This is a genomic window from Candidatus Woesearchaeota archaeon, from assembly GCA_016928155.1.
Taxonomy (GTDB): Archaea; Nanobdellota; Nanobdellia; order Woesearchaeales; family JAFGLG01; genus JAFGLG01.
Genome location: JAFGLG010000002.1, coordinates 52,952 through 77,722, shown reverse-complemented (window position 1 = coordinate 77,722; position 24,771 = coordinate 52,952). Strand labels below are relative to the sequence as shown.

Here is a 24,771-nt window from a genome sequence, read left to right as displayed (position 1 = left end):
GTGTTGCCTTAATTATATGTTATTTATAAATATTATCCGCCGACAGCTCTTTTTTCCTTTGCCACTTCTCTCCTTATCGCGTATTCTATTGCTGTCTCAAGGGTTCTGTTGTTCTGGATTATCTGTTGGATCCTGGTTTCGACAATTGCAGTGTTTTTGGCCAGGTTCTTCTGTGCTATCATGAGGTTTCTGGCTGTTGCGATATTGGATAATGCTGCAGGCGTGTTGTTCTTCTTGATTGCTGTGAGGATTATCCTCATCATTTCTGAGAATGAGCTCTCGTTCCTCTCCATATCCCTGACATATTGTTCGATTATCTTGGTCGCCTTTAGCTCTTCTTGCAGGCTTGCTTTCAGTCTATTGCTCAGGTTTATTATCTTTGTATCTTCTACTCCCAGTTCCTTGAATCTTTCCTGAGCCTTCTCATCTGCCTTTCTTATGAACTCCTCAATCCTTCTTTCGATGTCATTCAGGGACTCTTCTTTGCCGAGCAACGTCTTCAGCTCTTCGATGAGTTTCTTTGTCTCCCTGTCCTGTATGAATATCTTATGGACAAGATCATGGAAATCTGCTCTTCCCTTTACCATTCCCCCGAAATTTTCTACGAGTCTGGCAATGGTCTCGAGCTCTGTGATGATGGTATCGACATCTCTTGTTTCGAGGCTGTCAAGTCTCCTTATTGCGCTGTTTATCGCCTCTTGTTTTGCTCTTTCATCTTCAAGTTTCTTTTCTCTTCCTTCAAGCTTTGCCCGATGTCTCAGGTCCTTCAGCTCATGTCTTCTTGCTCTCCTGTCTGCATTCCATGGATTCAGCACTTCATTTGCTCCGCTGAAGAAACCTCCTCCTCCGCTTCCTCCAGAGAATGTTGTCGAGCCTCCTCCGCTGAATGCGCTGAATATCTGTATGAAGCTCCATATCAGGAGAAGCACCATCACTCCCACAAAGAGATTCATGTAGTCTGTCATGGATGCCATTGATTGTGAGAACCATCCTGTCTGGTTGTCGAATGCCCCTTTCATTCTCAGGAATGTGAAGAGCACGAGCATGTATACAAGGAATCTTCCGATTGCATGTGTTGGTGTGTTGTCATGGAACAGTTTATGATTGATGAACATCAGCCCGACTATGGGTATCATGAAGAAAAGGAATGCTGCAACAACACCATACACTTCGAATATGCTTGTTAGCAGATCCCCTTTCAATGGTATCAATGCTATGATTGATATCACTGCTGCTATTGTGCCTCCCACGCCTTTCTGGTTTGGAAAGACAAATTTTGATGCATAGAGAAGTATGGAGAACAATATGATCCACAGCATGAATTTTGCGTAGAATACCTCTTTTTCTCCTGAAATATTATTATCTCTTATGAGATCGAACACGAATCCGAACACCTTGTATATCGGTTCAAGGATATTGTTGCCGGTTTGGGCATTTACACTTGGGATAGTCAAGAATGTGAGTACAGTTGTAAGTGTCAGCACCATCCCTTTTTTCATATATTCACCATAAGCGCCTATGGGCTTTAAAAATATCAATATTATTTATATACTTTTCTATATTGGAAAATTTTATAAAGGGATTTTGTCTGAAAACATCCAAGAGGTGAATGCAAGCATGGGTTTTTTCGATATTTTCAGGAAGATAACTGCGATAAAGTTTAAGAGCAGGGCGAAGATGACAACATCCCATGATACCTTGCGCGCCCTCCAGATTGATGTCACAAAAGCAAGGGGCAGTCTTTTCCAGCTTGAGAGCCAGATACAAAAGCTAGACTCTATTGCCGGCAAATCAAATGTTTCAGATAAGGACCTTGCTGATTTCCTGAATTCTCAGAAGGATTCTGTCGTGATAATGAAGAATCTCGAAGCAGTTTTCCCTTCTGTGATGAGCGGCGCAGCTGCATTATATTCTGGTCTAGCAAGCAGATACAGCACCCTCATCAGTCTCAACAACAAGATCATCTCCGGATATAAGCCAGCGATGCCTGCCAATCCGAAGAATGTCCAGAAGGCTGTGCTGGAATATCAGCAGAAGCTTGCCCAGGTCCAGAGGATATCTGATCTCAACAAGGCCTTTTCAGCTTCAGTCGAGAACATCCGGAACAATCTCAAGAGCCACTCCAAGCTTTTGCTTGAGAGAAGAGGGTTCATTCCGGCAAAGAAATAGTCCGGATATAGTTAAATTTATATACTCAGCTCTTATAAATCAGTTATAATCATTATCAACAAAAAAAGGTGATATTATGGATAAGGGTTTCATCACAAGTCCGGCTGATCTTATGAAAGGTCTGGTGTTTGGTTTCATCATCGGCGCTGTTCTGATTTATCTGATGGCTAAGGGAATCATCCCTATTGGGTTGCCATAAACTTTTTTATAAAATATGCTTATTTGATATTTCATTAATGATCAAAAGGTGATATGATGGGAATAATGAAATCATGGGGTCATGCCGGTGCTTTAATTGATGCTGTTAAAAACCATGTTGAACCCGCAATTGTCACTCGATATGAAGCTATCTCAAATATTAAACAAGTGTACAAGGAAGTTCATGATGCCGCTGAAGAAGAACATAGTCTTCCTGTTCTGATTAGAAAAGGTAAATTGAATAAAATTAAGAAAAGTATGAAACACGAGGATGAACTAGTGGAAGCAGTGATGCATAATTTATATAATACAATTAGAATAATATCTGTGCAGATTGTTTCTTTAAAGCAAGTAATGTTGAGGATTCACGCTGATAATATGCTAATGGCAAAACTTGGATTAAACAAAAGTGAACTCGCTGATCTTGAATTGAGTAATGAACATAGAGAAGAGGTAATCAACAAGTGGATTGAAGAAATGGTTCAGCGTCTTATTGGTACAGAAAAATCAGAATCTCTTTAATTTTTATTTTATCTCTACTTCTTTATGTACACTTTGACCAGGCATGCCTTTTTCAAAAATGGCTCTAAGAGCTCCTTTGTTGCCATGTGCTGATTTTATCTCTCCTTTTATCTCTTTGCCAGCAGGACTCTTCCATGTTACTGATTTGCCGACTAATTTGGTCGCCTTTTCCCTATTATCGACATTTTTGACCACTATTATCATGTGGTTCTTGTACTGCGTGTGCCTATGCATCCTGAAATTGTTGATTATCCCTTTCATGCTGCCTCGAAATTTTGACCTATTTAAATATTTAACTGATAGGAATTTGTACTTGTCCTGATGCTCCATTGCCCTGCTATGTCTGATTCAGGGAAAAATCCAAAGATCAAATCCTGTCAGATCCAAATCCGCAAGGCGGATTTGGCCTTCTCCTTTGGATTTTTCAAGCACCCGGACAGGCTTGGCACATGATTTGGCGAACACCCTGAAATATTTTTAAATGATCAAGGATTAGGCCTTTATATGGAGATACAACCTGGTTTGGAGCTCATCGACCTCGGCCTTCTTGTCAAGAGCCGCAAGACTTTGATTATCGGGGATCTGCACATAGGATATGAAGAGGCCCTGAACAAGCAGGGTATCCTTGTTCCTAGATTCTCATTCAATCAGCTTCTTGACAGGTTGCAGAAGATCATGAAGCAGGCTGATCCAAAGACTGTGGTCATCAACGGCGATATCAAGCATGAGTTCGGTGAGATCTCTGACCAGGAATGGCGTGATACGCTGAAGATAATCGACCTCATCACAAAGTCATCAAAGCTCATCCTCATAAGAGGCAATCATGATAAGATCCTTGGTCCGATAGCGAAGAAGCGCGATGTCGATGTCAAGGATTACATGATGATTGAAGACATCTACATCTGCCACGGCCACAAGATTCCAGAAGATTCAGATTTCAAGAAAGCCGAGATTATTATCATCGGCCACGAGCATCCTGCAATAACACTGGAGGATGGCGCCAGGCAGGAGAAGTTCAAGTGCTTTCTTCTGGGAAAATTCAGGAGAAAGAATTTGATCGTTCTGCCATCAATGAATCTTTTTGTTGAGGGCACTGACATCCTGAAGGAGAAGCTGTTGAGTCCTTTCCTCAGTCAGCGTCTTGGTGATTTCAGGGTCTTCGTTGTTGAGGACAAGGTCTATGATTTTGGAAAGGTCCGGAACATTTCCTGATTCCCCGAACGTGGTTTTTTATTGTGTAGTTTATCTTGACATGATATGGATAAATTTGATATTGATCTCAGAAAAGAATATTCTTGTTCAAAAGGCATGAAATTAGCAGAGTATATATACTCAAAACCAGATATTTATTTAAAAAGGAAGTTTCTTCAATATGAAAAAGCAATGGAGGCCGCGAAATATGGTAAAACGAATTCATTTCTTTACATCTGAGAGTGTGACCGAGGGTCACCCTGATAAGGTGGCTGACCAGATATCAGATGCTGTCCTTGACGAGCTTTTCAGGCAGGATCCTGATTCAAGGGTTGCTGTCGAGTGTTTCACCACCACAGGGCTTGTTGTTGTCGGCGGTGAAGTCAGGACCAAGGGCTATGTCGATGTCCAGACTGTTGTAAGAAAGACTTTGAGAGAGATAGGATATACTGATCCTGCTTTCGGCATCGGTGCTGAGAACGCGGGAGTCCTTTCTGCTATACATGAGCAGAGCTCTGACATTGCCCAGGGCGTTGATGCAAAGAAGAAGAAGGAGCAGGGTGCCGGCGATCAGGGCATGATGTTCGGATTTGCCTGCAAGGAGACCAAGAGTCTCATGCCTCTTCCTATTGCATTGGCTCATGGCCTCACCAGGAGGCTTGCTGAGGTCAGGAAGAAGAGGATATTGCCTTATCTCAGGCCTGATGGCAAGTCTCAGGTCACTGTGGAGTATCATGATAATGTCCCTGTCAGGGTCGATGCAGTTGTGATCGCAGCCCAGCATCATCCTGATGTGTCTGTAAGCAGATTGAGGAAAGAGGTTTATGACAAGGTCATAAAGAAGGTCTGCGGCAGATATCTTGACAGTAAGACAAAGATATTCATCAATGGCACCGGTAAGTTTGTCATCGGCGGCCCGCATGGCGATACTGGTCTTACAGGCAGGAAGATAATCGTGGACACTTATGGTGGAGTCGGCACGCATGGAGGGGGCTGTTTCTCCGGCAAGGATCCCAGCAAGGTAGACAGGTCAGGCGCTTACATGGCAAGATACATAGCGAAGAACATTGTCGCTGCAGGCATCGCTGATGAGGCAGAGGTCCAGCTCTCTTATTGCATCGGCATCGCTGAGCCTACATCAGTCAATGTGCTCTGCTATGGGACCAATAAGATCCCAGAGATGCAGATCGAGAAGCTGATACGCAAGCACTTCCCGCTCAAGCCGGCAGATATGATTGCCCATCTGAAGCTTAAGCGCCCTATCTACAGGAAGACTGCAGCTTATGGTCATTTCGGCAGGTCTGATCCTGATTTCACCTGGGAGAAGACAGACAAGGCTGCTGCTTTGAGAAAGGATTCAGGACTCTGATCCTTTCTTTATCTTTTTGTATTCCTTATCTTCGCTTTCCTTGACTTTCTTGTCTATCTTCTCTTCATAGGCAGCAAGATGGTCCTCTTTCTTGAATGCCTGTGTGATATCTTTTAGTCTTCTTCTTGGGTCAAGGAAGCTCATTATCTGTCTGTATGCTGATTCATTCCCTTCAGGGTAATGGACTTCAGGAAGTGCGTCTCCTGTGTTCAGGGTCTCCTTGTATTCTGGCTCTTGCGGATTATCCAGGTACTTCTTTGTCATTGCCTGTTGGGGTTCAGGTGTCTTCTCATTGGTCCCGATCTCTTCTTTGACATTCATGATCTCCTGCTGTATCTCTGTCTGCTTCGGGTCAGCGAGGTTTTCTGATTTGGCCTCTTCTTTTTTGATTTTCTTCTCAAGTGCTTCCATCTTGTTTCATCAATCTGCTATCTTTTTTATTTGTTTTGCTTGAATCAAAAGTTATTTAAACCAGTTTTTTATTTCTTGATGCATGGCAGATGAAATCAGCGTCCTGGAAAACCAGAAATGTTCTATGTGCAACAAGGACACCCTCACATTGACTGAGGCAGAGCGCGAGATACCCTATTTCGGCAAGGTCTACATATTTTCCATGAGCTGCTCTTCGTGCAATTATCACATGGCTGATGTAGAGTCTGCTGAGCAGAACGAGCCTGTGAGATTCACAATTGAAGTGGATTGTGAGGAGGACATGAAGATCCGTGTCGTCAAGTCTTCGCAGGCTACCATCAAGATACCTCATGTAGCCACCATCACTCCCGGCACAGCCTCCAATGGATATGTCACGAACATCGAGGGCATCCTAAACAGGATAAAGGTCCAGACCGAGAGCCTGAGGGATAACGCAGAGGATGATGAGGAGCGCAGGAAAGCGAAGAATCTCGTCAAGAAGCTGATGGATGTGATGTGGGGCAGGGAGAAGCTGAAGATAATCCTTGAGGATCCCTCCGGTAACAGTGCAATAATATCAGAAAAAGCAGTGAAAACAAAATTGAATAATTGAAATAAGATTAATCAGTTCAGTCGAATTCTCCCAGCTCCTCAGGCGCTTCCTTCTCTTTTGTGGAAGGCTTCTCCCTGAAGATTGTCGCGAAGCTTGGCACGACTGCTATCCAATCATCTCCGAATCCTGCGATGTCCCCTTCGATTGCATCTGTTGTCTTCTTGAGCTTGCTTATGGCTCTTTTCAGTTCAACAAGATCCTTGTCCTTGAGCGGTTTGATGTTTATGAGGGCGATTGTGTAGCCTTCTCTCAGGACATCGAGTATTGGCTTCAGTGAAGCGAAATCATCAAGAACAAATGGTCTCACCACGATTTTGGATTTTGCGCCTAATTCACTGTCAGTTGTCAGTTCAACATAGCTTTCTTCTGCATCATCAGGGTCAAACCTTTTTCCCCCGAAACTCTTTTTGATCTTCATTATCATTGATCGCATCAAGAACCCCTCCTTTTTATCAGCGAGTGTAATCTCCCCCTTAGAGAGCTCAGGAAAACCTTTGAATTACATATATATAAATCTTTCGTTGGGTTTCTTGACTGCTCAATACTTAATACCTCTTTTTTTCGCAGTCTGAGCCTTTATTGCATATTCTGGTTATTAAGCAAAATCTTTTTAAATAACATGGGTTTTCAGCTGATTCAGTAAGATTTTGATAATTATAAATATAAGGAGTGGGATAATGGTCAAGAGAATCGGTGGATCAAGAAGGAAGACAAGGCACAAGCTCATGAAGCCTTCATCCAGGAAGGGCAAGATGAGTATCAGGAATTACTATCAGTCGTTCAAGGAGGATGAGCTCGTTGTTTTCAAGGCAGAGCCGTCTGTTCACAAAGGGATTTATAGTCTGAAATTGCATGGCAAGAGCGGCAAGATAGTAGGCATGAGAGGGGACTGTTACATTGTCTCTTATAGGCAGGGTTCAAAGCTCAAGAAGACGATTGTGCACCCTGTGCATCTTAAGAGACATTGTCCTGAGGTGAAAAAATGCCCAAAATAACTATCATCAATGAGGCGCCGCTCAGCCTTAATGATGTCAGGTCAGAGATCAAGGCAATCAAGAAGAGGGACACTGAACTGAATGCCAGGGCCCAGAAAGTGGAGGAATATGTCAACACTTTCCTGATTCTGAAGCAGAAGGAGGCGAAGGATATCTCTAAGGCCATCGAGGACCTGAATATCCCGAGGCTGAAGGAGCTCCATATCAAGAAGATAATTGACATGATGCCGACCTCGGTTGACGAGCTCAAGTCCATCCTTCAGGGTTATCCTATTTCTGTCACGAATGATAATATCAAGAAGATTGTCGATGTCACGAAGAAGTTCATGGATGATTACAGGACGCGCCTGAAGGAGAAGAAGGATGAAGTGCAGGCTGAAGAGTCTGAGCAGCCTGACCAAGCGGAGTCTGAATAAAGAGGGTGGGGGATCATGGGCATCAAGGAAGAAAAAGCGATAATTCTAGATTTCCTGCCTAATGGGTATCCTTTTGATGACAGGCCGACCTACAAGAAATCAGCTATTGCGCAGGCTCTCGGGAAAGAGCATTTCACTCTTCTGGAGCTTGTCCCCAAGAAGGATGTTTTTCTCCAGCCTCTTGAGGAGGTCTATATCGGAGAGGGCAAGAGGGAGCAGATCCATCACATAATGGGGCGCCTGCCGATGTCGCGCCTCACCGGAACAGGGAAGACAGAGCTTGATTTTGTGGTCAAGGATATCGTCACCAAGAATGAGAAGATGTTCGTGGATTTCTTCAACAATGCAAGGCCTCTGACCACGAGGATGCATCAGCTTGAGCTGTTGCCGGGTCTCGGCAAGAAGCACATGTGGGAGATAATCGAGCAGCGCAAGGAGAAGCCTTTCGAGTCTTTTGACGACCTGAAGAAGCGTGTCAAGCTCATGCCTGATCCGCAGAAGGCCATCATCAAGAGGATTCTCAAGGAGATTGACGGCACTGAGAAGCACAGGATATTTGTTGAGATTTAATTCTTTATCTTCTTAAGTAATAAATGTATGGCTTTGATGTTGTCTTCCCATTTCAGCATCTTGACAGCATCTTCAAATTCAGCCCAGATGAATCGACTATGTTCTTTTGAAGTGTTACCATGGATGGATATCTTTGTCTCAGGTTTTATCTCAACACCAAATACTGTCTCAGTGATTGGCTCTATTGGTTCATCTGTTAGGTAATGCCTGGATATCTTGTATTTGTGGACATCAGGTACCAATCTTAGAATATCCATTTTGTGTATGTTAGCTTCTTCCATCAATTCCCTGAAGAGGGCTTCTTGCAGACCTTCATTATGTTCCACTTTCCCGCTTATTGGTTGCCAGAAACCACCTTTTTCAGGAATCCTTTTCAAGAGAAGGAATTGGTGTTTATCCCCTATCTTTCTATATGCAATGCCTTGTATCTGTTGAGTCATGAGTGAGATATATCCTTTTTTGTTTTAATATTTATTGCTTCTGTCCTGCGGACTTTCTGGAGAATATGTCCAGTTCCCTGACTTCTGTGATTCTATTGACAACAAGATCGGTTATGGTGCGTGCTGCAAGGGCACCCGCTATTAGGCATATTTCAGGGTCAGAGTACCTCTTGAAATAATCATCAGGGTATCGGTCGGTAATTGGACCAACCTCAGGGTAAAGATCTCCAAGGTTTGTGAATCTCCTTTTTTTCTTGAATTCATTATGTACTCTGTCACACTCGTCCAATAAATCCTGCCTGATTCTTCCTTGTATGAACATCTCTTTGACAATTCTGGCAAGGTCTCCTTGGATTCCGAATGAGTCGAACTCTAGCTCATCCGCCGTGAATGGTTCTCCATCTCGATAATCAAACACTGTTGTTGCGATGACGCTACGGAGGTTTCCTTTCCTTTTTCTTGATACATTGACGAATGGTATCTTATATCTTGAGCACATGTATCTGGTCAGTGCCCAGGCCGAGAATCCTTCTGCCTGATACGCCATGACTGTGCAACTTCTAGTGAAATCTTCTGCATTCTCAGCATCTACGCTCGCATAACAGTTTATTGTCAACTGTGGGTTTATTCTTAGTGCGTGTTCAACGGCGATGTCCAGTTTTGGTCTTCCAATTGTTTGTGTATTTGCGAAAAGCTGTCTTGAAAGGTTCCTAAGATCATAGATGTCAGGTTCTGCAAGGTTGAATGTCTCGAAGCCTTTCCTAACAAGTATATCCAGGAGGTAGCTGCCGGCTGATCCACCCACACCAGATATTGAGATGCTGGCGTCTTTTATCTTTTGAAGTTCCTCTTGCCGATATATGCCTGACATCAGTTGCCTGAACTCTTCTGCATAATACATCATTTTCACCTTGTCAGAACTCCCTGTACCTTGCATTTCCAGGGTGGCCATAGAGGTCCAGCATCAGTTCTTTATGGGAGCCGAAATGAGCTCTTGAGACATCGTGATCTTTTGAAAGTGATTCTTCTAGCTTCTTAAGGTAATCAAGTCCTTTTTTTGGTTCAGCTAACCGATTGGATAAGTGTGCAAAAGGGAGTATGACTACCCTATTATTCTTGGTTTCTTTTGCCATATGGGAGATTTCTGTTGCCATCTTCTCAACGTATTCATTTTTGTCTCTCATCTCTATAGAGATCATGGCCACGATGCAATTGTCTATCTGTTGTTTATGTTCTCTGACTGTTTCAGGATTGATGTCGGATGGTCTATTCGCGAGTCGTGTAATTCTTGTTGCATATCTCCTGCAGTGGAAAAGCACGGATCTCATTTTGTCCTCATTATGCAGAAAGGATCACCAGAATTGGCCAGGCCATACTGGTACATCTCTGGCGTGAAGCCGTGGCATTTTCCTTGATATTCAGGGCACTGATCACATTGCTCTTGCAGTCTTCTGCTCGTTTCTCTTATGGCCCAGAGCCTAGCACTATGATGCCATACTCTCTTGATGCAGAATGATTCATCCACTATGTTCCCGAGTTTCTGTTCTTCCCTGACATTTTCGTTGACATATCTTACACATCCGCCTGCATAGATGTCCCCATTGGACATTATGTTCAGTCGTGTGAAGCCATCACTCCCTCCTCTTACCAATCCTAATCCTATAGATGGGGATATCCCGCTCTTCTTTATGCTTGAGCTTCTGGTACGTATTATGAGATGCGGATACTTTGATCTTATCGATTCAGCCCATGCCATCTTGTCATCAAGATTCTTGTATTGCAATATCTCCTCAGGGATGTTCTGTGCTCTACCTAATGGTCTGGCATGAAAGAAACTGATATCCTGACAGTACCTATCGGCTACTGCAGTGAGTTCCTCAATATCTGCCATTGAAGTGCTGGCAGTCATCACTGAGTTTATTGTGACCCTGAGTCCTGCTTCGTTCATGGCTTGTATTGCAGCGCAGGACCTATCATATTTTCCAGGTCCACGGATCCTATCATGAAGATCTCTTGCTCCATCAAGGCTGACTGTTGTTTCATCTGGTTTTAATTCTATCAGTTTTTTCAGTGTTCTGTCTGAGAAGACGCCATTTGTATTCAATGATATTATAAGCCCTCTTTCCTTTGCATGATTCAGAATAAGGCCCCAGTCATCTCTGAAAGTTGGCTCTCCGCCGCTCAACCTGACTTCAAATACTCCTGCTGAAGTTAGGCCATCTATTGTTCTCAGGCTTTGTTCAGTGTCAAGCTCATCTTTATCTGGTTCTCCTGAGCTGTTTAGGCATGTTTTGCATCTTAGGTTGCATGCCATTGTGATATCATAATAGACTCTTATGGGGGCTTCAAGTATTCCTTCAGTGCCGGTTACAGGATTGTTTTTCTCTTCGACCTGATGTTTGACTTTGAGATCACTATGCTGCTCTTCGCTGGTATAAGCATGGGTGAAGTCTGCAGGATTGAATACTGTCCTTCCAAATCTTTCATGTCTTGAGATGTATCTCATTTTGCACAGTATGGATTCCCGATATGAGGGTTTTTTTCCTTGAAGAATGTCATCTCCATGCTTGCTCCGTTGCATCTTGTTGCTCTCTGATCACATTCTGAACAGGTTTTCTGCAGTTCCAGGCTAATTTTCCTATATGATGCCAGTTTCTCAGAGTGTCTCCATATATTAAGGAGATCGTACCCTTCTGATATTATATTGCCAAGCATGAATTCTGGTCTGATATGTGGTGTGTATCCTCCTGGCCACAGGGATCCATCCGGCAATATGTTGAATCGTGTAAAACCCTCCGGTCCTCCAATTGTAAGTCCGAATTTCTTTGATAGGTCTGCATTCACAGATGTCCTTGCCATGACTTTTGATCCATGCAGTATATTAAGCCCTGGATATCTTGATCTTAATCCATCAATTTTTTCATCGATTCTGCATAGGTCCTCATAAGGCACTATCTGGTCGGATAGATTGAGCGCTCTTCCCATCAATCGCATATAGAAAAAGTTGATCTCTTCTGCATATCTCGAGGCCAGATCCAATATATGTGGTATACTTTCTGCAGATGATCTTGTCAGGATTGTGTTTATTCTGAGATGGGCGCCCAGATCATGGAGTCTCTGCATGGATGATACTGTCCGTTCATAATTCCCATCTCCTCTTATCATATCATGGCTTTGTCGGTCTCCGTCGACGCTTAATGTGATCTGCTCCAGTTCCAAGGATGCCAGATTCTCGGGTGTTTCATCATTTCTGTAGACCCCATTGGTGTTTATTGATACAGCGAATCCAAGGTCCTTTGCATGCCTAAGTATCTCGAACCAATCCGGCCTGCAGGTTACTTCACCACCTGTGAATCTTATGTCCATCACATTGTTGCGCCTGAATCCATCAAGGGTTCTCAAGACCTGCTCAGTGTTCATCTCATCAGGTCTTTTCTGTCCAGAATTGTTGAAGCATGTCTTGCATCTGAGGTTGCAAATATTTGTGACTTCAAAATACATCCTTACTGGAGAGAATAGGAGATCCTTGGGTGCATTGGAGAGATCCGCTGACCATACCTCATATCCATTCGGGTCTGGTTCTTCCTTGTGGATAAATCTGTGCATCAGGCTTCTTCTATCTAGCAAGGTGTAACCAAAATTCTCAGCCCTTGCGATATTCTTCTTTTGCATTTTTCTTTCCTGTTGACCATCAAGGTCGCTCAATCATTCCAAAACTTCAGCCCCTCTTGTTTTATGTCCCCCACGATGTCCAGTCTTTTCATGTTTGTGGGATTGAAGCCTGATTTGATGTCTTCTATGAAGGCGTGCATCTCTTTCAGGTCCCTGAATAGACAGTCCATTATGAAATCATATTCGCCTACGCATTCCAGTATGTTGTTCACATTTGGATTTGAGCAGGCAAATAGCCTGAAGCTGTGTTTGGTATTGTTTTCAAACTTCAGGCTGAGATGTATCCTGTGGGAGAACCCTAATTGCCGGAAGTCCACGATTGTGGAATGCCTCAGGATCGCGTTCTCTTCGAGTTTCTTGAGCTTATCATATGTTGTTGACATGGGTATTCCTATCTTTTTTCCCATCTTTGCCAGGGATTCTCTTGAGTTCTGTCGTAGCATCTGTATGATTGCTATGTCAGTTTCATTGATCATTTTTCCTCGTGGGTTTGGTTCATCTGTTCCATAATTTTCTCTTTGTCGTACATTGCCCAATATGGATTAAGCTTTCCGTCCCCCTTTTGTTTTTTCATTCTCTTGGAATTTTTCTGAATGTTTCGGAAAAATTTTATAGCTGAAGCTGAATGCCATATAGGAAAATCTAAGAAAAAAGCATTCAAACTCTGCTATTCATTTCTGGTATTGTGAAAAATCATACTTCACAGATGGGAATTTCCTCTCCATATGTGCAGGTAAGCAAAGATGATCACCTTCGCGGAATCCTACCAAGGTGTTTCCATGCTCCGAACAGGTCCCGATTCCAGGGCTGTATGATCTTGCTTCGCTGATGAAATCTACAAGCTCATTGAACTGTGCTTTTATGTCAGAATACTCGAATAGGAGCACTCGTCTGGCTCCAGTAGTCATTCTGCTCGTATATTCACCCTTCTTCATGATTATGATAGGCATTTTGTTGTATGCGATAGCGGTCCTCTCTTCCATGCCTCCCCCGCTTGACGCAGCCAGATTTGTGAATGTGAAGAATCTTGACGCAGCGACCATCAGATTGTCAATATCAAAAACCTCCTGCGGAAGGCCTACCAGTTTGTGCTGCGGATTAAACGGAGCTTCAGCGGGATCATATCTTCTCAGTCCAGCTGATACAACTGCAGCCTTTATCCTCTCATGGTCAGCTAGAAGATTTGGCATCTTATCCTTTGCAACTCCAGTTAATGCCAATCCAGAATAACAGGCATCTTCAGCCTCTAGAAAGCCAGTATCCCCCAGATGTTGGAGAATATCATCAAGGAATGAGGTTATGCCTTTGTATTTGTCTATTGTGGCCTGTACCTCACATGGGTCAAAGCCGGGATTGTGGCCATCAATTATGTATAGGTTTGCTGTTTCCAGGTCTTCTTCAGAAATATCAGGTATCCTTTCTTGGACCATAGAACGGTATTTGGTGATATGCTCCCTGATCCTTTCATCAGTTAATCCATCTAGAGTGAGCATTCTCTTGATATGGTCAGTTCTATTAGCCTGATTGAGTACTATCTCAGTTATGTTGCATACCACTCATTGTCACCCCGCTTGATGCGTAAAGGTAAGTGGGTTGATTATTTAAACATTTCCTACTAAAAAACGTTTTTTCGTGTTTTTCTGACAATATTTATAAATAAGTATTTGTTATATCTTATGATGGATAAGCTTCTTGAAAAGTTGCAGGAGAACTTTGCCCTTAGTGACAGCCAGGTTGTCATTATCGAAGTGCTAAGGGACAAGGGCTTAGATGCCAAAGATGTTTGTGCCAAGACTGGCATCCCAAAGGGTAGGATATATGATTATCTGAACGGCCTCATCACCAGTGGTCTGATAGAGAAATCTCCTAAAAGGCCTTTTTTGTATTCAGTCGGCAATCTTAACAAACGCATTATCAACTTCATGAAGCACAATATCGACCGGATGGTGATTGCACAAGCGGACATTATTGATCAGATGCGAGGTCCTGGAGCTGAGCATATAGATATTGTAAACAACAGCAAGCAGTTCACCCAGATGCATCTGCAGATGATTGTGGAATCAAATAGTTTCAGGTATATGTCGCTCCACCAGTCTTTCCCCTATGCTTTCTATCCGATGGATTTCAAGAGATTTGTGAAGCTCAGGAGAGCGATTGTCGCATCAAGGCCGACGATAACCCATTTTGATCCACAGATGACTTTTCTTGTTCATAAGACCTACAATGATGCATTGAAGAGAGGTAAGTCAATTGAGGCGGTCCTTGAGAGATCCGCACTGGATTTTCACCTTGATATCATTATGAAGCTGGGTCCAAAATTCTTTGAGCATTGGAAATCCTCTCTGTTGAAGAATTTTGAGAGATATAAACTGAAGGGATTTGTTCTTGATGATTATATCCCCATGCAGATAGATGTTAATGACAAGCGGGTCAACATCTCTCTGAGGCACCTTGGTGTGACGACGGGTGTTGTGATAGTCAGCAAAGAAGTGACAAAATTCTATAACACAGTCATATCCCAGAACTGCAATCGTGCAGTTGATCTGAGGCAAGCGATCGAGAATATTGAATTTGTCAGGAGAGAATAGTGTTTTGGTCAGATGATCACACCATAGCCGATCAGCCTGAACCTTGTCCCTATCCTTCTGGATATCGTGACCCGGCTCCCTTTTTCAGTGCAGACCGGAAGCTTGAGCTTGCATTTGAACCTGTTCTTGCCGAGCTGATTGACAATCCCAACTGTTGCGGCTGAATTCACATTGAGCATTAGGACTTCTTGCATCTTTATGGGCTCTATCTCAAGGTCCTCTTTTGTTCCGACATGCCTATCGAGGAGGTGCACTTCAAGCTCGAGGTCTTCCCATACCGGAGGAAGCTTTCCGGGGTGTCCGACGACAGATCCTGCGAGCGAGTCAGATTTCACTATCGAGGGGTCGAGTGTCGTAGATGCTCCTATGGATCCCCCGGGCCCCACCTTTTCCATGGGATCTGATCCTGACATAAGCCCGACTACCTTGGTCTTGATGGGCCGGAATACAGACTTGTTTGCTTCCTGTATCCTCTGTCCGGGCCTGATCTCTATCTCTTCCCCGGTTTTCAGGATGCCTTGCCTGAGGGCTCCGCCGAGCACTCCTCCTTTCAGTTCGTCGATATCAGTGCCTGGCTTGTTTATGTCAAAGCTTCTCGTGACAAACATGATGAGGTCCTTCTTCTGGTCCCTCTTAGGTGTCTTGATCACGCTTTCGATCGTCTCGATGAGGACGTCTATGTTGACATTGAATTTCGCGGATAAGGGTATTATCGGAGCATCCCTGAAGTCAGTGTCTTTCAGGAACTCCTTTATCTGTCCGTGGTTCTTCATTGTCTTCTCTTTCGGGATGATGTCTATCTTGTTCTGCACCACCACGATGTTCTTTATCCCCATTATCTGCAGCGCCATGAGGTGCTCTCTTGTCTGCGGCTGGGGGCATTCCTCGTTTGCCGCGATCAGCAACAGGGCTCCGTCCATCACAGTGGCTCCTGAGAGCATTGTGGCCATGAGGCTCTCGTGTCCTGGTGCGTCGACAAAGCTGACTTTCCTCAGGAGTTTTGCCTTTCCGCCGCAGTCGCATTTCTGTGCAGTGAGGAATCTCTTGCATTTCTCGCACTGGTAGAAGCTTGCGTCAGCATATCCAAGCCTGATCGTGATCCCGCGCCTTATCTCTTCAGAATGAGTGTCTGTCCACTTGCCGCTCAGCCTTTCGGTCAGTGTTGTCTTGCCATGGTCGACATGTCCCACTAAACCGATGTTTATTTCCGGCTGTAGGGCAGGTTTCTTTGCCATTACTTCGTCTCCTCTGCTTTTTCTGCAGGCTCTTTCTTCTCTTCTGCTTTTTCCTCTTTCGGCTCAAGAGGCTCTTTTCCGTACTTTATGACCTTTAGGTTTATCTGTGCTGTCTTTTCGCTTATTGTGTTCCCTGCCACAAGTTTTTTTACCCTTATCCCTTTGTCTTTCTGTGCCAGCCCTGTCCCTTTCACTGCGAGGATCTTCTTTCGTAGGATGCCTTTCACATCTTTTCTCATCGGGAATCCGGCGAAGTCGCTTCCGCCTGTGATCTCGAACTCATATCCTGCCATGTCTATTGTTTCTCCTTTAACTTTGTCCCCGATCTGCAGGCCAGATAATGATTTGGAATCTGGTTCTTTGGCTTCCTTCTGGTAGCTTTTGCCTGTCTTTGGATCGCTTATGACTAGTTTATAATCTGCCATCATTATTCCTCCGGATACCCCCATTTATAAAAGTATGCTGGAAAAATCGGCTGTCATATATAAATATTATGCCTGCTGATAAACTCAGAATTTAGGGTTTTTAAGGGCTGTAGTGCCCAAATCCTCAGGGAAGCATGACTTGACTTCGCTGACTTTAAAAAATGGGTACTGTCTGCATATCTTCGGCCTGATATCGAATATCCTGCAGGAATAGAGCCCGTTTTTCTCTTCAAGGAACACGCATCTCCCGTCTTTCATCCTGATGCTGCTCTGCCACCAGTGCCTTTCAGGTGACCAGAACCTTAAGCCCGGAAATCTTTTCTGGATCCTCCATCTTTCAAGTATGCTTATTGTGACTGAATACCTGCAGCACTTTCCGCACCTTATGCAGAAGAATCCTTTTTTTGTGAGCATGATCCTGTCATCTCAGGCAGGTTTATAATTTTTGTGAAAATTTATATACCTGTTCTTTTCCGCTTTTTGCATGGAGAAATTTGACTGCAGTGATTGCGGGCAGTGCTGCCATATCCGCAACAACGTTGATCTCAGGGATGAGGATGTGGGATTTCTCGTCAGCCAGGCAAAGAAGCAGGGCCTGTTCTATCTTGCTGATCCGAGGTCAATGACTTTTCCGATGACGAGGGATGAGAAGATTGTTCTTGAGAAAGGGGCTGAAGACAGGGATATTGATCTGAGGATACGCCCGCTCAAGGCATTCAGGAGGGGCGATAAGATTTTTATCATCAATTATTTCATGGACCATAAGGTCTGCCCTTTTTTCGATGAGAAGAATCTTCTTTGCACTTGTTATGACAAGCGCCCTCTTGCCTGCAGGGCTTTCCCGATATTGAGTGCAAAGCACTGCATGCTCGGGGACTGTCCCAAGAAGATAAGGTGTGACCTCAGCAAGGAAGGCAGGTCTGTCTACGGTCCATCTTATGATCATGCAGTTGAATTCGACAGGAGGAATGAGGAGCTCAGTTCGATGATAAGGGAGCTCCAATAACTATTTAAACACTGCAATTTATTTCCAGATCCATGAATTTTCAAGGGCTTTCCAAGATTGAGAAGTACCAGTTCTATCTAGATGTTGCTGTTAAAAGGGCGAACAAGAAGGCAGCAGCAGCAAGATTGTCCAAGAAGAGGCTTGATCCCCTGAAGAAGTCAAAGGACATAGAGCGGGAGAAGCTTGACGAGATCAAGAGGTCTCTTGTTGAATCCCTGGATATGATCCTCAGGTCTTTCCCTTCATTCGATCAGCTTGATGAGTTCTATCAGGAGCTCGTCAGGATAACCCTTGATTATGTCGCACTGAAGAAATCTCTGGGTTCTCTCAACTGGGCAGCTGGAAAGATAGAGGAGATACACAAGATCTACATCAAGAAGATAACTGGGTGCAGGGTCATCCAGGATGTCAACAGGTTCAGGCAGCAGTTCATGGGCAGGATATCATCCATCCTCAGGCAGGTCTCTGAGAATCTTGATTATCTTGAGGAGTGCAGGAAGATAATGAGGGAATATCCGACGATCAAGACCTCTCTCTTCACTGTCGCCATCTCCGGATTCCCGAATGTCGGGAAGTCCACTCTCCTTTCGAGGATCACAACAAGCAGGCCTGAGATAAACACATATGCCTTCACCACAAAATCACTTAATCTTGGCTATGACATGATCAACCATCGCAGGGTCCAGTTCATCGACACCCCTGGGACTCTGAACCGTGTCGATAAGATGAATAATATCGAGAAGCAGGCTTATCTTGCGATCAAATATGTCGTCCATGCGATTGTCTTTGTCTTTGATCTCACTGAGAGCTACCCTCTTGCGGATCAGCATAAGCTGCTCATGAGGATGAAAGGCTTTGATAAGCCGTTATTGATATACCTTTCCAAGACAGACCTCCTGCATTCTGGAAAGGTGAAGGATTTTGTCAGGGGCAGTGATGTCAGGGTCGTCACGTCTGTAGCGGATCTGAGAAAAGAGATAAGTAGGATGAAAGAGGTTATCTGACTGCGGGCTCCGGTCCTATCTGACTCCGGCTTCATCCAGTATGTTCTTGACTATCGCTGATGTGTTCTCCACAAAGCCTTCCCTTGCGCAGTAAGGGCATTTCTTCGGGACTTCTTTCATGTCCTTTTTGGGCTGGAACCTGTACCCGCAGTATTTGCATGTGAACTGTGTCATAAGCGGGTTTTATGGAGAATCAATATTTAAATATTTGGGTTTCTTTGTCTGTTCAGTGAATCATTGGCTTGGTCAGAAAGAAGGACAGCAGAAGAACTTGGCAGTAGAAGAACTTGACAGCAGAATTAAGTGGGTGGCAAGGGTTTGTCAAAGGCTTTCTTTGGGCTGACTTTCTTTGGGCTGATAAAGGCCTGAATTATCTGCACTCACCGGAAATCCAAATGAAAAGCCTTCATTTTGAAGCAGATATTTTAAAGCGAATAGAGCATTAGCAGGATTCTGGACAGAGCTTCTAATTCATAATATTTATAAGCTCTTGAGCAATAAAGCCTAAGATGGTCATACCAGGCATTTTGCTGGTTGTATTATTGGTTGTTTTGTATGCCTATTATGAACACAAGAATAGAGGTGAGACGATGGCATTCAAGCATGTTGTCATGACTGTTGCGATTGCGATAATGTTTGCTTTGGTTGTGGGTTTCGGCATTGAGGCTTTCTATCCGAGCCCTGAATGGGAAGATTATTGCGGAAAAGAGTTCCCCGAGCCCATGAAGGCGATTGATGAATCCAAATGCGCTGACATGGACCGTTATTATCAGGAGTGCGGCGAGGATATACCCAAATTCACATACGACGAGAATGGATGCAGGGTGTTTGAGAGATGTGATACCTGCAACAGGGATTTCCGGGAAGATAACAAGAAGCACAGCCAGATTGTCTTCTACATGGCAACGATTCTCGGGCTTATTGGGATAATCTTCGGTGTCTACTGGCGGATTGATTTCATGGGTTCAGGCGTCATGATCGGCGGGATTTTGCTCATCATTTACGGCACAATAAGGTATTTCGGTGATATGAGCCGGATTATGAGATTCATTGTGCTATTGCTCGAATTCCTTGTGCTTATCGGCATAAGCTACAAGAAGCTTGTCGGGAAGATCCAGCCGGCTGAGAAGGTAAAGAAAAAGAAGAAATGATTTTTTTTATTCCTATTGGTCAGTACCCCCTGTGCGCACCGACTCCGAAATAATTCATGCTGACGCAGGTCATCTGGTTTGTCTGGAGAGGCTTGGGTTCCGGATTCTGCACTTTATCGTCCAGTGTTGGCCCTGTTCCAGGCTGGGCTTTTATCATTTTGGGCCCTGCTGGCCTGCATCCATAAAAGTCTGCTCCTAGCTCCTGTTCGAATAATTGTTGGTCTGTTGGTCCTAACATTTTCTCACCTTTGTTGTTTTGTTTTGCATGGCTCCATCTATGTCTGATCAGGCTACTGGCTAAGAAACCCGTGGAGCAGGGTTCTTGGGAGTATGCCTTTACCCCGTCATTTCAACAGGATATATTTTTATCAAGTCTTTCGTGTGGGGCCTTTCCAGAATCACGGCGGAAAAGCCCGGTTTTATATGATAAGGACTAGCAAGATGACGACGACAATAATAATGTTTAATATTCTGGTCATTTGCATAACCAAGTCAGGTAGTCAGCATACTATTTAAACCTTTCTCTTTTTTACTGATATGGGACTATCCATCTTTTTATAGTAACTATCGATTTCTGTAGCTGGGTGGTTTGATGGCTAATCTAAATGTTTTGTCAGATCGTTATGCTACAGATGAGATGAATTCTATTTGGTCAGATTTGGAGAAGACAAGGAGGGAAAGGAGGTTCTGGGTTGAGATTCTCAAGGCTGAGAAGCAGATGGGCGTTGATATACCTTCTCCGATAATCGAAGCATACGAATCAGCGATTGATGTTGATAACCGTGATGCTATTAGGGAAATGGAGGCAGAGCTTAGGCATGATATCAAGGCGAAAATCCAGGGTTTTTCAGGTGCTGCAGGTGTAAATGGTTACATCCATAGGCCGCTCACAAGCAGGGATTTGACTGATAATGTTGAGCAATGGCAGATCATGGATGCTGCTAAGCTGGTCTTCGGAAAATATGTTGCGATTCTTGCTGCCATGGACAAGAAGGCTGACGCGTATGCTAACATTTGCCTTACAGCAAGGACTCATCTCCAGCCTGCTCAGCTCACTCTTTTGGGAAGACGATTCTCGATGTGGGAAGAGGAGCTTCTTGAGCACCTTGCTCCTTTTGAGGATTTCATCAGGGATTATCCGATGCGTGGCATCAAAGGTCCGGTAGGAACCCAGTTTGATCTATTGACCCTGTTAGGCAGCAGCGATAAGGTTGACCAGATGGAAGCAATGGTTGCTGAGAGTCTTGGTTTCTCCAGGGTATTACATTCTACAGGTCAGGTATATCCTCGTTCTCTTGACTATTCCCTCCTTGCTCATCTTTCCCAGGTCGCTTCTTCTGTCGAGAACTTCGCAAATAACATGAGGCTCATGGCAAGCAGTGAATTGGTCACTGAGGGTTTCAAGGAAGGTCAGGTGGGTTCAAGTGCTATGCCTCACAAGATGAACACAAGGACCTCTGAGAGGGTCTGGGGTTTTGCCGAGCTTCTCAAGATGTATGCTGACGGAGGTTCGAGGCTTTCAGGTGCTCAGCTTGCAGAGGGTGATGTTTCCTGTTCTGTTGTGAGAAGGGTAATACTACCTGATGCCTTCTATGCTTCTGACGGTCTTTGCGAGGCTGCTTTGACAGTCTTCAAGGAGATGGGTGCTTATCCTGCGATTATCTCGGCTGAGGCTGATCGTTATCTTCCGTTCTTGGCCACGACTGAGATATTGAATCTCGCGCAGACATATGGTATCGATAGGGAGACTGCTCATGAGGTCATCAAGAAGCATTCTATTGCAGCAGCTCTTGGCATGAGGAAGTCTGGAACTCCTCCTGATCTCTCAAGTGATCTTGCTGTTGATCCAATTTTTGCAGGGGCTGGAATATCAAAGTCTGTCTTGGAGAACCTTCTTCAGGACAGGGAGCATTTTGTCGGGTTGGCTCTGCAGCAGATCGGAATGGTTCATGATTTTGCAGTTCCTTTTTTCGAGAGGTATCCGACTCAGGCCGCGTACCAGCCGAAAGATATTTTATGAGGTGTTGATATGGACTTAAGCCCATACCTAGATAAGGTTGTTGCACAGGATCAGGAGGGTGCTGCTCTTCTGAACGCTATTTGTGTTCCTACGCTGAGGAATGTGGAAGACTTTGTTGAGGTTCTCGACTCTGAGATGGGTGGTTTGAAGGTTGTTAGGATTCCTGAAGGACATCGTGCTCTTGCCTTCTCTGTCCCAGGGCTGGACTACAAGAGACCTGATTGGCACACTGCATCCATGGTTGATTATCTTGCTTGGATTGCTGCAGAGGCAGGCGCAAAGCCTCTGGTGCTTGCTGATGTTGTTGACTCGAATTCTGGTGATATCGGTCTGATAGATTTGGTCGGGAAAGTTATGGCTGAGAGGGCTGATTATCATAGGTTTGGCATAATAAATGGAGAGAATGCGATCCTTGGAGCTCGTGTCAATCCGAATGTCCAGGCAAATGTCTGTGGTACTTTGTTGTGCATGTATGAAGAGCGCATGAAGGAACTTGTTAATGAGAGATTATCCTTGTTGGGGATACAATATTTTGATTTTGATCCCAAAGGGAGAGCGATTTATCTCAACTGTGATGGTATCGGCACAAAGCCTGAGTTCTATGAGCGGTTGCGCAGGTTCCCTGGTGCTTTGTATGATTCCCTTGCCATGAAGGTCGATGATGCGAGCAAGGTAGGTGCAGAAGTGATTGCAGTGTTTGATATGCTTGAGCATAGGGGTTCTATCCCGACAAGAGCATTTGAAGAAGAGGCATGTTATGTCACGCGGACCATGGGCTTCCCTTATTATGTTGTTCCGCATAGGGCTGATAGCAGATGGATGGGTTATACTAGGAAAGCTCCTGCTTTCAATCTCAGCGGAACAGCGATCAGCTTGATCGACGAGGAGAGATTGAGGAATTCATTGCATCCGAAAGCAGGTGATTACTTGATTGCTATCAGAGGCAATCCTACACCGCGGTCTAACGGCATCAGTGCAAAGAGAAAAGCTATGGTTGAGATGCTTGGTCCTAGGTATCATCTATCTGATGAAGGCAAGAAATATCTGGGGTTCCTTGCAGAGCCATCCACTGTCTTCTATCCAGTATTCAAGCAGCTCATCGACGGAGGTCTTGCTTCATGGGTCACTCATATGAGCGGCGGCGCTTTTGATTCGAAGCTTGCTAAGCCTCTCGCCAAGCATGGTTTATATGCAGAGCTCAGTCGCATCTATGAACCTGATCCAAGGGAGGTTGCATTATGTGGTGATACACCAGTCCAAGCTGTCTATGGTATGTTCCCCATGGGGAATGAGGCTTTCATAGCATCCGATAAGCCAGCTAGTGCATTAGCACTCATAAGATCAAAGGGTCTTGATGCAAAGGTTGTCAGTATTTTGAAATCTACAGAGGATGGCAAGACAGGGGTATTATTCAGGGCCCACAATGGTGAGCCTGTTTATTTTTCAGGAACAAAAGCGGCATGAAGGTGATTTGCTATGGATAGAAGATTGCAGAAGGATTATACGACAAGGATGGAGGAACATTTCCCGGATTCGATGACCATCACTCTGGGGGATAAGGTGTTGAGATTTGAGAAGGCCACTTGGAAAGTGCCTGACAGCGACGGCACATTGGTCGAGAGCGGCTTGCGTTATGGTGAGAATCCTGGTCAGCAGGCTGCAATGTATAGGCTACTCAATGGTAACCTGATAATTGGTGATGTGGAGACGATCCAGCCTGGTCGCTGGCTTGCTTCTGATGCTGAGCTCCTTCAGTCTGGCAAGCATCCTGGTAAGATCAATATCACAGATGCAGATAATGCGATGAATATACTCAGATATTTCTCAGGTGAGCCTGTTGTTGCAATTATGAAGCATAATAATCCTTGCGGTGTTGCTATCGGAACAAGCCTTGTAGATGCTTATGTCAAGGCAGATTGTGCAGACCGTCTGGCTGCTTTTGGTGGTGCCATTGCTTTGAATCTTCCTGTCGATATGGCGACTGCAGAGGCCATCGCATCACGGTATGCTGAGGTTGTTGTCGCTCCTGAGTATGAGGGTGGTGTCATGAGTGTATTGGGCACGAAGAAGAATTTGAGGGTCATGCGTATCAGTAACATGAGTGCACTTAAGGATTGGGTAGGGGTCCCAGTGCTTGATTTCAAGAGCCTCATAGATGGTGGCTTGATTGTACAGACATCTTACGTCCCGCAGGCAAGAACTCTTGAGGATATTAAAGCACTTCCTTTAGGATATCATCAAAGGAAAGGGGAGTTGTTTAAGGTTCAAAGAGAGCCCACTGAGAACGAGTTCAGGGACATGTTGTTTGGGTGGCTTGTGGAGTCAGGGGTCTCATCGAATTCTGTCATCTATGTCAAGGATGGAGTTACAGTAGGCATAGGCACTGGTGAGCAGGATAGGGTTGGAGCAGCTGAGATTGCCAGGGATAAAGCTTATTCTAAACTGACAGATATAATGGTATACGAAGCTCTTGGTTTGTCCTATAATGAGTTGCTATATCGGGTGAAGACCAGATATGCCTCCCCGAAGGATCTCAAGACTCTGAAAGAGATAAAGTGGACAGTCCAAGATGTCCATGGAGGTCTTGTTGGAGCGATAATGGTGAGCGATGCATTCTTCCCTTTTAGGGATGGCATCGATGTAGGACTTGAAGAGGGAGTCACTGCAGTCATCCAGCCAGGAGGCAGCGTGAATGATTGGCAGGTCATCGAGGCCTGCAATGAGAAGAATGCTACGATGGTATTCACTGGCCAGCGAAGTTTCAAGCACTAGGGTG

General features: G+C 44.5%; 31 protein-coding genes. 15 read left to right on the top strand and 16 right to left on the bottom strand.

What is annotated here, in order from left to right:
* Positions 1-32: 32 nt before the first annotated feature.
* Entirely contained in the window at positions 33-1,499 is a 1,467-nt protein-coding gene (locus JW968_00585) for a hypothetical protein (GenBank protein MBN1385456.1), read from the bottom strand.
* Between the two features lie 85 nt (positions 1,500-1,584).
* On the opposite strand from JW968_00585, the gene JW968_00580 reads away from it, so the two are divergent.
* Entirely contained in the window at positions 1,585-2,169 is a 585-nt protein-coding gene (locus JW968_00580) for a hypothetical protein (GenBank protein MBN1385455.1), read from the top strand.
* A 255-nt stretch (positions 2,170-2,424) separates the two neighbouring features.
* A complete protein-coding gene (locus JW968_00575; GenBank protein ID MBN1385454.1) occupies positions 2,425-2,889 on the top strand; it encodes a hypothetical protein in 465 nt (154 codons plus the stop codon).
* A 3-nt stretch (positions 2,890-2,892) separates the two neighbouring features.
* Here JW968_00575 and JW968_00570 read toward each other — a convergent pair whose 3' ends face one another.
* On the bottom strand, positions 2,893-3,150 hold the full coding sequence (locus JW968_00570) for a 50S ribosomal protein L35ae (protein MBN1385453.1): 258 nt from the start codon (positions 3,148-3,150) through the stop codon (positions 2,893-2,895).
* 243 nt (positions 3,151-3,393) lie between these two features.
* Here JW968_00570 and JW968_00565 point away from each other — a divergent pair, with 243 nt between their 5' ends.
* Positions 3,394-4,101 carry a metallophosphoesterase gene (locus tag JW968_00565; protein MBN1385452.1) on the top strand — a complete coding sequence of 236 codons (708 nt, stop codon included), beginning with the start codon at positions 3,394-3,396 and terminating at the stop codon, positions 4,099-4,101.
* 187 nt (positions 4,102-4,288) lie between these two features.
* Complete coding sequence (locus JW968_00560; protein ID MBN1385451.1) at positions 4,289-5,449, top strand: methionine adenosyltransferase; 1,161 nt, start codon at positions 4,289-4,291, stop codon at positions 5,447-5,449.
* Here JW968_00560 and JW968_00555 read toward each other — a convergent pair.
* A complete protein-coding gene (locus JW968_00555; GenBank protein ID MBN1385450.1) occupies positions 5,438-5,860 on the bottom strand; it encodes a hypothetical protein in 423 nt (140 codons plus the stop codon). The two genes, JW968_00560 and JW968_00555, sit on opposite strands and share 12 nt — an antisense overlap.
* Positions 5,861-5,942: 82 nt before the next feature.
* Here JW968_00555 and JW968_00550 point away from each other — a divergent pair, with 82 nt between their 5' ends.
* Positions 5,943-6,473 (top strand): ZPR1 zinc finger domain-containing protein, encoded by a 531-nt coding sequence (locus JW968_00550; protein MBN1385449.1) that lies wholly within the window; start codon positions 5,943-5,945, stop codon positions 6,471-6,473.
* A 16-nt stretch (positions 6,474-6,489) separates the two neighbouring features.
* Here the strand turns inward: JW968_00550 and JW968_00545 are convergent, their stop codons facing one another.
* Positions 6,490-6,906: a cell division protein SepF gene (locus JW968_00545; protein MBN1385448.1), complete on the bottom strand. Its 417-nt coding sequence runs from the start codon at positions 6,904-6,906 to the stop codon at positions 6,490-6,492.
* 244 nt (positions 6,907-7,150) lie between these two features.
* On the opposite strand from JW968_00545, the gene JW968_00540 reads away from it, so the two are divergent.
* Genes JW968_00540 through JW968_00530 form a run of 3 tightly spaced genes read left to right on the top strand, consistent with a single transcriptional unit; the run spans position 7,151 to position 8,454 of the window.
* Positions 7,151-7,468 (top strand): 50S ribosomal protein L21e, encoded by a 318-nt coding sequence (locus JW968_00540; protein ID MBN1385447.1) that lies wholly within the window; start codon positions 7,151-7,153, stop codon positions 7,466-7,468.
* Positions 7,456-7,884, top strand: a complete 429-nt coding sequence (locus JW968_00535; GenBank protein MBN1385446.1) for a hypothetical protein — start codon at positions 7,456-7,458, stop codon at positions 7,882-7,884. The genes JW968_00540 and JW968_00535 overlap by 13 nt, the downstream gene beginning before the upstream one ends.
* 15 nt (positions 7,885-7,899) lie before the next feature.
* The gene (locus tag JW968_00530; protein ID MBN1385445.1) at positions 7,900-8,454 is read left to right on the top strand and encodes a DUF655 domain-containing protein; all 555 of its coding nucleotides are present in this window, start codon (positions 7,900-7,902) and stop codon (positions 8,452-8,454) included.
* Here JW968_00530 and JW968_00525 read toward each other — a convergent pair.
* The 7 genes from JW968_00525 to JW968_00495 all read right to left on the bottom strand — a co-directional run bounded on the left by JW968_00525 (position 8,451) and on the right by JW968_00495 (position 14,122).
* Positions 8,451-8,894, bottom strand: coding sequence for an NUDIX domain-containing protein (locus JW968_00525; GenBank protein MBN1385444.1), 444 nt, complete (start codon positions 8,892-8,894; stop codon positions 8,451-8,453). The two genes, JW968_00530 and JW968_00525, sit on opposite strands and share 4 nt — an antisense overlap.
* A 31-nt stretch (positions 8,895-8,925) precedes the next feature.
* Complete coding sequence (locus JW968_00520) at positions 8,926-9,846, bottom strand: ThiF family adenylyltransferase (GenBank protein ID MBN1385443.1); 921 nt, start codon at positions 9,844-9,846, stop codon at positions 8,926-8,928.
* A complete protein-coding gene (locus tag JW968_00515; protein ID MBN1385442.1) occupies positions 9,809-10,222 on the bottom strand; it encodes a hypothetical protein in 414 nt (137 codons plus the stop codon). Before JW968_00515 ends, JW968_00520 begins: the two co-directional genes overlap by 38 nt.
* Entirely contained in the window at positions 10,219-11,400 is a 1,182-nt protein-coding gene (locus JW968_00510; protein MBN1385441.1) for a radical SAM protein, read from the bottom strand. Before JW968_00510 ends, JW968_00515 begins: the two co-directional genes overlap by 4 nt.
* Positions 11,397-12,566, bottom strand: a complete 1,170-nt coding sequence (locus tag JW968_00505; GenBank protein MBN1385440.1) for a radical SAM protein — start codon at positions 12,564-12,566, stop codon at positions 11,397-11,399. Before JW968_00505 ends, JW968_00510 begins: the two co-directional genes overlap by 4 nt.
* A 29-nt stretch (positions 12,567-12,595) precedes the next feature.
* Complete coding sequence (locus tag JW968_00500) at positions 12,596-13,042, bottom strand: Lrp/AsnC family transcriptional regulator (protein ID MBN1385439.1); 447 nt, start codon at positions 13,040-13,042, stop codon at positions 12,596-12,598.
* Positions 13,043-13,237: 195 nt separating this feature from the next.
* Positions 13,238-14,122 carry a hypothetical protein gene (locus tag JW968_00495; protein ID MBN1385438.1) on the bottom strand — a complete coding sequence of 295 codons (885 nt, stop codon included), beginning with the start codon at positions 14,120-14,122 and terminating at the stop codon, positions 13,238-13,240.
* A gap of 123 nt (positions 14,123-14,245) precedes the next feature.
* Between JW968_00495 and JW968_00490 the strand changes: the two genes are divergently transcribed.
* Entirely contained in the window at positions 14,246-15,154 is a 909-nt protein-coding gene (locus tag JW968_00490; GenBank protein MBN1385437.1) for a hypothetical protein, read from the top strand.
* A gap of 8 nt (positions 15,155-15,162) precedes the next feature.
* On the opposite strand, the gene JW968_00485 is transcribed toward JW968_00490, so the two are convergent.
* From JW968_00485 to JW968_00475, 3 genes are all read right to left on the bottom strand, one after another.
* Positions 15,163-16,389, bottom strand: a complete 1,227-nt coding sequence (locus tag JW968_00485; protein MBN1385436.1) for a translation initiation factor IF-2 subunit gamma — start codon at positions 16,387-16,389, stop codon at positions 15,163-15,165.
* Positions 16,389-16,814, bottom strand: a complete 426-nt coding sequence (locus tag JW968_00480) for a 30S ribosomal protein S6e (protein MBN1385435.1) — start codon at positions 16,812-16,814, stop codon at positions 16,389-16,391. The genes JW968_00485 and JW968_00480 overlap by 1 nt, the downstream gene beginning before the upstream one ends.
* An 84-nt stretch (positions 16,815-16,898) precedes the next feature.
* The gene (locus tag JW968_00475; GenBank protein MBN1385434.1) at positions 16,899-17,228 is read right to left on the bottom strand and encodes a YkgJ family cysteine cluster protein; all 330 of its coding nucleotides are present in this window, start codon (positions 17,226-17,228) and stop codon (positions 16,899-16,901) included.
* Positions 17,229-17,298: 70 nt separating this feature from the next.
* Here JW968_00475 and JW968_00470 point away from each other — a divergent pair, with 70 nt between their 5' ends.
* Positions 17,299-17,820: a YkgJ family cysteine cluster protein gene (locus JW968_00470; protein MBN1385433.1), complete on the top strand. Its 522-nt coding sequence runs from the start codon at positions 17,299-17,301 to the stop codon at positions 17,818-17,820.
* A gap of 32 nt (positions 17,821-17,852) precedes the next feature.
* A complete protein-coding gene (locus tag JW968_00465) occupies positions 17,853-18,824 on the top strand; it encodes a 50S ribosome-binding GTPase (protein MBN1385432.1) in 972 nt (323 codons plus the stop codon).
* Positions 18,825-18,839: 15 nt separating this feature from the next.
* Here the strand turns inward: JW968_00465 and JW968_00460 are convergent, their stop codons facing one another.
* The gene (locus tag JW968_00460) at positions 18,840-18,998 is read right to left on the bottom strand and encodes a hypothetical protein (GenBank protein MBN1385431.1); all 159 of its coding nucleotides are present in this window, start codon (positions 18,996-18,998) and stop codon (positions 18,840-18,842) included.
* Positions 18,999-19,333: 335 nt separating this feature from the next.
* Here JW968_00460 and JW968_00455 point away from each other — a divergent pair, with 335 nt between their 5' ends.
* Positions 19,334-19,975, top strand: coding sequence for a hypothetical protein (locus tag JW968_00455; GenBank protein MBN1385430.1), 642 nt, complete (start codon positions 19,334-19,336; stop codon positions 19,973-19,975).
* Between the two features lie 19 nt (positions 19,976-19,994).
* On the opposite strand, the gene JW968_00450 is transcribed toward JW968_00455, so the two are convergent.
* A complete protein-coding gene (locus JW968_00450) occupies positions 19,995-20,213 on the bottom strand; it encodes a hypothetical protein (GenBank protein MBN1385429.1) in 219 nt (72 codons plus the stop codon).
* A gap of 354 nt (positions 20,214-20,567) precedes the next feature.
* Between JW968_00450 and JW968_00445 the strand changes: the two genes are divergently transcribed.
* The 3 genes from JW968_00445 to JW968_00435 are packed head-to-tail and all read left to right on the top strand — an operon-like array spanning position 20,568 to position 24,767.
* Complete coding sequence (locus JW968_00445) at positions 20,568-21,995, top strand: adenylosuccinate lyase (protein ID MBN1385428.1); 1,428 nt, start codon at positions 20,568-20,570, stop codon at positions 21,993-21,995.
* Positions 21,996-22,004: 9 nt separating this feature from the next.
* Entirely contained in the window at positions 22,005-23,459 is a 1,455-nt protein-coding gene (locus JW968_00440) for a hypothetical protein (protein MBN1385427.1), read from the top strand.
* A gap of 12 nt (positions 23,460-23,471) precedes the next feature.
* Complete coding sequence (locus JW968_00435; GenBank protein ID MBN1385426.1) at positions 23,472-24,767, top strand: IMP cyclohydrolase; 1,296 nt, start codon at positions 23,472-23,474, stop codon at positions 24,765-24,767.
* Positions 24,768-24,771: the final 4 nt, after the last annotated feature.